This window comes from Nocardia sp. BSTN01 (assembly GCF_015354405.1).
Lineage (GTDB): Bacteria > Actinomycetota > Actinomycetes > Mycobacteriales > Mycobacteriaceae > Nocardia.
This window is the reverse complement of record NZ_JADKYP010000002.1, coordinates 375652-382414: the sequence shown is the minus strand read 5'-3', so window position 1 is coordinate 382414 and position 6763 is coordinate 375652. Positions and strand designations below refer to the sequence as shown.

The window sequence follows — 6763 nt, the reverse complement described above, 5'->3', positions numbered from 1 at the left end:
CCCATTTCGCAACAGCCCGGATTCCGCCATTTATGTGGAGGTTTGCACGATCTGTTCAGGTTCGGCCTTGCCGGATCGCGGGTGCAGGGCCGAGGAGGGACCCGGACAAGCGTGCTGAGCCGCGACATCGGTTGCTGTCCCATCGGGCTCCGAACCGGCGCCGCGGTGCGGTGCGGTTCACGATGCTGCATGGTGTCCGCTCGGATCGAATACATTGCGACTCAGGAGCTTTCGTGTCGTCGACTTCGGGTGCTCGTGCGGTGGGTGGCGTTGAAGCGCGCCTTCTTCTGGCGGTTCCCGCAGGTGTTCATGTCGCACCATTTGCGGGTGCGGCTCTGGCTGGTGTCGAAGAAGGCGGCGCGGCAGGTCGGCGAACCACACAGGGCCAATTTTCCGTCTCGCTCGCCTGAAATGATGGCGATCGCGTCGGCGGCGATGACGCCCAAGGCGTCTTCCACGCAGGTGGGCGTGCTGAGCTGCCATCGACGTGTTCCGTCGCGCGTCAGGACGGCCGCGGCCCGGCTCTGCATACTGCCGTCGTTGATGATTCGGACGGCCGCCGCGGGGAGCGCGTCGCCGAGTGCGGCCGCTGTCGCGGCGGCGTGAATCGCTTCCCTCAGTTCCCGGGCAAGATCGAGTTGGGCGGTGGTGCAGGAATCCACGGCCAGCCCGTTCACCTCCAGCCAATCGACGAGTCGCTGCGGTGTGGGAATGCGTTCCACCGGCTCGCCGTGCCGCTCCGACAGAGTTCCCGTGAAGCTCGTCGCCAGCACGGTGCCGAGGCGGAAATCGGGAAATCCAGCAGGCATGGAACCACCTTAGCTGGTTGCGGGCCGTCGCGCCGTCATGTTAGAACCGTCTTAGCCGGTTCACAACAGGCGGTAGCCGGTTCCGCGATGACCAGGAGGTCTCATGTCCGCACTCGGCCACCTCGATCCGATTCCCGCCCTCGACTCCATCGACGTACAACCATTCGAATCCCACGCCACCGACGCTGACCTCGACGACCTGCGAGAACGATTGGCCGCCGCTCGCCTCCCGGAAACCGAGACGGTCACTCGCGGCGCCCTCGGCCCCCAGCGATGGGCGCAGGGCGTTCCCCTCGCCGACCTGGTGGATGTCGTGAACTACTGGCGCACCGAGTACAACTGGCGCTCGTTCGAAGAGCGCCTCGATCGAATCGGCCAGTACCGCACGGCAATCGACGGTCTGGGAATCCACTTCCTGCACCGGCGATCCGCGCGGGCGGATGCCACTCCCTTGATCATGACGCACGGCTGGCCGGGCAGCATCGCCGAATTCATCGACGTCGTAGACGAATTGGCGGATCCGGAAGACGCGGCCGCGCCGGCGTTCCATGTCGTGGTGCCGTCACTCCCGGGCTTCGGTTACAGCGACAAACCGGCCACCACCGGGTGGGGCACCGAAAAGATCGCTGCCGCATGGGTGGAACTGATGGAAAGGCTCGGCTACCGGAAGTTCCTGGCCCACGGCGGCGACTGGGGAGGCAATATCACCACGGTTCTCGGCGGCAGGTTCCCGGAACACGTTCTCGGCATCCACTCGCTGTTCGCGGAAGCGCCGCCCGGGACGACAACGGACGGGCTGACCACGACCGAACGCCGGTGGGCCGAGGAAACCCGTCACTTCTGGCGCCACCGCGCCGCATACGCGAAACAGCAGGCTACCCGCCCGCAGACCATCGGCTACTCGCTCGTCGACTCACCGGTCGGGCTGCTCGCCTGGATCCTCGACAAATTCGCCGAATGGAGCGACACCGAAGACAGCCCTTTCGAAACGCTCTCCAGAGACCGCATTCTCGACGACGTCACCCTGTATTGGCTGACACGCACCGGCGCATCCGCGGCCCGCATCTACTACGAAAGCCACAACTCGCTCGATCCCGACCTCCGCGTCGACGTCCCCTCGGCGATCACCATGTACCCCCACGACATCGAGAAATGCCCGCGCCCGTGGGCGGAAAAGCGGTATCGGCAGATCGTCCGATGGAATGCACCCGAATTCGGTGGACATTTCCCCTCGCTGGAAGTTCCCGAGTATTTCGTCGACGACCTGCGAGAAGGTCTCGCCGCGGTACTGTCCGCCCAGCGGTGAACGCGGCTGGACTGGACGTCCCGGCCCGCTGGGTACAGTCGGGGAGTGGGGAGTGAATGTCTCATTTGCAATAAGCACCGTGGTATCGGCCGCCTGGTCGGTCCGGTGATCTACGCCGACGATCTGGTGGTCGTGACGCACCGTCCGCTGTCCGAGGGAGCGCCGATGCCCGGGTATCTGTTCATCGAAACCAGGCGCCATGTACCAACTTTGGCCGATTTGACCGACGATGAAGGCGCCGCCGTGGGGTGGGCGGTCCGTCGGTCCGCCTACGCGCTGCGGACCGAGCTCGCTCCGGAGTTCGTATTCTCGGCAATCACCGGCCGTAGTGTCGCGCACTTTCATCAGCATGTATTCGTTCGCCCTGAAGGTACGCCCGATGTCGTGAACTGGTTCGACAGTGATTCGTGGGAAGGCGGTCCGCGGATCGGGCAATCTGGCCTGACTGTGCTGTGCGAACGTCTTTCCGCACATTTCGTGCAGGGGTGACGTGCTCCGGGCGGCTGGATCATCGGCATGATGTGCGGGTATGTGGTTGTCATCATGCTGGCGGGCTCCGGACTCCAGTCCTGCTGACCGTAGCTCTCGCCGCTCGGAGGAAGCCGGCATGTTGGCAATCTGGCAGCGTCCGGATAGGGGCGCTGCCGTTCTCGCTGGTCGCCGATGAGCCGCCTGGTCGCAGACGAGTCGTGGCCGCCCGGCCGTCGGGGCCTTGACACGGCGTCGGGCGTGGCGTTTGACTGGTTCACTACCTTCTGTTACCTCGCACGATGATTCGGAGAGGTCGACGTATGCAGAGCATCGGGTTGGCAGGGGTCGGTCGTCGGCGGGGATCGAACTGCCGTGGAATCGGCGTGGTGGTGGCACTGATCGGGCTCTGCATCGTCTCGCTGGGCGTGGCTCGAACGGCATCGAGCGAACCGGTGGCAACCACGGCCGACACCGGGTTCGCCGTTCCCTTCTCCGGTGCGCCCGGATACGAGCAGGTGGCGCCGACGCAGATGATGAGTCCGGATCAGTTGAACCAGCCGCTCGGTGAGGCGGCGGCGGATCGGGTCGCCGCGCAGATCGGGCTCGACCGCGCGGACGCGCTGACCGATCAGCAGTATCAGGACCTCAGTTCCGGTGGGGGAGTCGGCGGTGACCGTGACGCGGCGAATGTGATCAATGCGTGCGTCGACATCCTCGCCAATACGGTTGGCCGCCCCATCTATTCCGATGTCGCGGGGCAACGTACGCCCTCGACTCTGGGCAGTTACGGGCTGTATGTGAATCCGAGTGGCATGTTGGAGAGTCCGGCCAACGCGGATGCGCCGACGCGGCAGGTGAATACCTTGATCGCGCCCGGCGGATATGTGGGTAACTGGATGCGGGACAACGGCGCGACGCGGAGTCTGGTCGCGCTGTACCGGTCCGCCTATACCGTGCAGGCCGCTTACGGGTTTGTGGCGCAACAGATTTCGGGTTCCGCACAGCTGGTCACCAACACGAAGGGAAATGTGAGCACCGTGGTCGGCATGTCGATGGCGCCGCCGCTGTGGATCGTGAACTTCGCCCTGATCTACATTTTGAAGCCCTCGCTGGCGGCCGCGATGCCCGCCTACTGGGCCCCGATTCCAGGATCCGTGGTCGACGCGGTCAAGGCGAGTCCCACCGGGCAGGTACCGTTCGCGGAGTACGCCTCCTATTTCCGGTGATGTGCGAACACGGTTCGGCACGTGGTGATTCTCGCGGGTCCAGCCATCCCGGCCGCGGTTAGAGTCGGGGCATGAGTAGCGAACCGCTTGCACTGCCCGCGGCCGGGTGGCCGGACTGGCTCGGCGATTACGTCCGCGACCGGCTGCGGACGGCGGCGGACACGATCGATCAGCTGAAGACCGCTACTCCGGGTGACACCGCGGTTGTGCTCGGACTGTGGAACGACGCCGATATCGCGCTGCGCGGGGCCGATTCGGCCGCGCACCTGTTCGCCGAAGTCCACCCCGATTCCGAGGTGCGCCGGCTGGCCGAGGAACTGGTACGAGACATCGATCGAGCCAGGATCGAGCGAGATCTCGACCGCGCCCTCTATGACATCGTCGCCGCCACCGACTCCTCGAACCTGGACGAGGTGTCGTCGCGCATGCGCGCGCATGTCCTGCGCGATTTCCGGCGCAGCGGTGTGGACCGCGACGAGGGAACCCGGGAGCGGCTGCGGGAGATCTCCGAGCGGCTCACCGCGCTCGAACAGGAATTCGGCCGGGCTATCCGTGAAGACGTCCGTTCGATCCGGGTCTCACCCGCCACGCTCGACGGACTACCCGAGGATTTCGTCACCGCGCATCCGCCCGCGGCGGACGGGCTCGTCACGATCACCACCGACTATCCGGACTATCTGCCGTTGCGCACCTACGCCCGGGACGCCGATGCCCGCCGTGCCCTCACCGCGGAGTTCGAAAGCCGCGGCTGGCCCGCCAATGACGCTGTGCTGCACGAGATCCTGGATCTTCGGGCCGAGAAGGCCAGGCTGCTCGGCTTCGACAGCTGGCCGGATTACGACGCCGACGTGAAGATGATCGGCAGCGGCCACGCCATCGCCGAATTCATCGAGCGCATCGCGACCGCCGCCGACGCCGCGGGCCGGCGCGACCTCGAGACGCTGCTCGCCCGCCGCCGCGCGGACGAGCCCACCGCCACCGGCATCGACCGATCCGAAGTCGGCTACTACACCGAACTCGTGCGCCGCGAACAGTACGACGTCGACGCCCGGGAGGTGCGCCGCTACTTCGATTTCCCGCGAGTGCGGGCGGGCCTGCTCGAGGTCACCGGCCGCCTGTTCGGACTGGAGTACCGGCCCGCCGACGTACCGCGCTGGCACGAGGACGTCGCCGTCTACGACGTCTACGCCGGCGATGAACGACGCGGGCGGATCTATCTGGACCTGCATCCCCGCGAGGGCAAATACAAGCACGCCGCGCAATTCGACCTCGTCGGCGGCGTCGCCGGGAAGCTTCTGCCCGAGGGCGTGCTGGTGTGCAACTTCTCTCGCGGACTGATGGAACACCAGCACGTCGTCACGCTGTTCCACGAATTCGGGCACCTGATCCACCACGTCGTGGGCGGGCACCAGAACTGGGCGCGCTTCTCCGGTGTCGCCACGGAATGGGATTTCGTCGAGGCCCCGTCCCAGATGCTGGAGGAATGGGCCTGGGACGCAACCGTTCTCGCCACCTTCGCCGTCGACGAGACCGGTGGCCCCATTCCGGCCGAACTGGTGGAGCGCATGCGGGCCGCGAAGGAATTCGGTAAGGGCATTTCGGTCCTCACGCAGGTCGGCTATACCGAGATCTCGTATCTGCTGCACCAGGACCGGCCCGCCGACCACGACCCGGTCGTCATCGATGCCGTGACGCGGCACAGCGGGATAGCCGAGGTGCCGCAGACCCATTTCCAGGCCTCGTTCGGGCATCTGGCCGGCTATACCTCGGCGTATTACACCTACCTGTGGAGTCTGGTGATCGCGAAGGATCTGTTCTCCGCGTTCGACGCCGGCGACCTCTTCGATCACGGTGTGGCGCAACGCTATCGAGACAGCATCCTCGCGCCGGGTGGTTCCCGCGACGCGGCCGATTCGGTGGCGGACTTCCTCGGCCGCCCGTTCACCTTCGACGCGTTCGCAGCCTGGCTGGACCGTGCGCCCACGCCGCATACCCCGGCGTAACCAGGTCGCGCAACGCCCGGCGCCCAACATCGGTGACTCGGCGGCGATCCGCCCTACTTGTGCGTCCAATCGGGTTGCAGCAGATCCGCCACCCGGGTTTCGCGGCCGAGAAGCACGACATCGCGGAATTGCAGCAGGATGGCGCCGGTCGGTGCGTGGATCGTCATGGAGTCGCCGATCCTGAGCTGCAACAGCCGGGAGCCGTCCGGCCGGTCGACCCAGTGCGGCACGTCGTCGGCCGCGAGCCGGTCGAGCCGCACGAAGTGGACGGCATGGACCTCGTCGTCGTTGGGATAGAGGGCGCCGGGATCGTCGAGCGCGACGACGATGGGGGTGATCGCGAAACCGGACGCTGCCGGGAAGTCGTCGAGCCTGCCCAGAACATTCGTGGGCGGGGCGACCAGGCCGATTTCCTCGTGCAGTTCGCGTAATCCCGCCGCGACCGCGGTCTCGTCGCCGTCGACCCGGCCCCCGGGCAATGCCCACTGCCCCGCGTTGCGTCCGCGATAGGCGCGTTTGATCACGACCACACACGGGTGCCCGTCATGTTCCAGTACACACAGCACAACGCTCGCGCGTCGCATTCCGGGCACGTCCGCGACCGTTCGATACTCGAACTCGCGCAAGCGGGCGGCGGCGAGTTCCCGGAATTCCTGCACACTCATACCTCGATGGTGGCAGTACCGGCCCAGGAGTGAACCGCCCGCCCCGAACGGAGGGCCACCGATGCGCGCGGACTACCCGCTCGCCGACTCGGTGCGCAGGTGCGTATGTGCCCATTGCTCGAAGCTGGTGAGGGGGATGGCGAGGGCGGTGGCGTAGTCGGGTCGGCCGGGCTGGCCTGCCACGTTCAGCCATTCGAGTGCGGCGCCCCGATCACCGACCTCGAACGCGGTACATCTTCGACACTGCCGATACGTCGTCGTACACGATCTGATGCACGGCCGG

Annotated in this window: 6 protein-coding genes; 4 read left to right on the top strand and 2 right to left on the bottom strand. The window is 66.2% G+C overall.

All coding sequences use genetic code 11. The features are described from left to right. Positions 1-221 precede the first annotated feature (221 nt). Entirely contained in the window at positions 222-809 is a 588-nt protein-coding gene (locus tag IRT45_RS03430) for an ABATE domain-containing protein (protein ID WP_194804386.1), read from the bottom strand. Between the two features lie 103 nt (positions 810-912). On the opposite strand from IRT45_RS03430, the gene IRT45_RS03425 reads away from it, so the two are divergent. From IRT45_RS03425 to IRT45_RS03410, 4 genes are all read left to right on the top strand, one after another. Next, complete coding sequence (locus tag IRT45_RS03425) at positions 913-2115, top strand: epoxide hydrolase family protein (protein WP_228533390.1); 1203 nt, start codon at positions 913-915, stop codon at positions 2113-2115. Between the two features lie 45 nt (positions 2116-2160). Then, positions 2161-2604: an HIT domain-containing protein gene (locus tag IRT45_RS03420; RefSeq protein ID WP_309240778.1), complete on the top strand. Its 444-nt coding sequence runs from the start codon at positions 2161-2163 to the stop codon at positions 2602-2604. Between the two features lie 302 nt (positions 2605-2906). Next, positions 2907-3812 (top strand): hypothetical protein, encoded by a 906-nt coding sequence (locus tag IRT45_RS03415; protein WP_194804385.1) that lies wholly within the window; start codon positions 2907-2909, stop codon positions 3810-3812. Between the two features lie 71 nt (positions 3813-3883). Beyond that, positions 3884-5815, top strand: a complete 1932-nt coding sequence (locus tag IRT45_RS03410) for a M3 family metallopeptidase (protein ID WP_194804384.1) — start codon at positions 3884-3886, stop codon at positions 5813-5815. Positions 5816-5868: 53 nt separating this feature from the next. Here the strand turns inward: IRT45_RS03410 and IRT45_RS03405 are convergent, their stop codons facing one another. Next, positions 5869-6480 (bottom strand): CoA pyrophosphatase, encoded by a 612-nt coding sequence (locus tag IRT45_RS03405; protein ID WP_228533388.1) that lies wholly within the window; start codon positions 6478-6480, stop codon positions 5869-5871. Between the last annotated feature and the right edge of the window lie 283 nt (positions 6481-6763).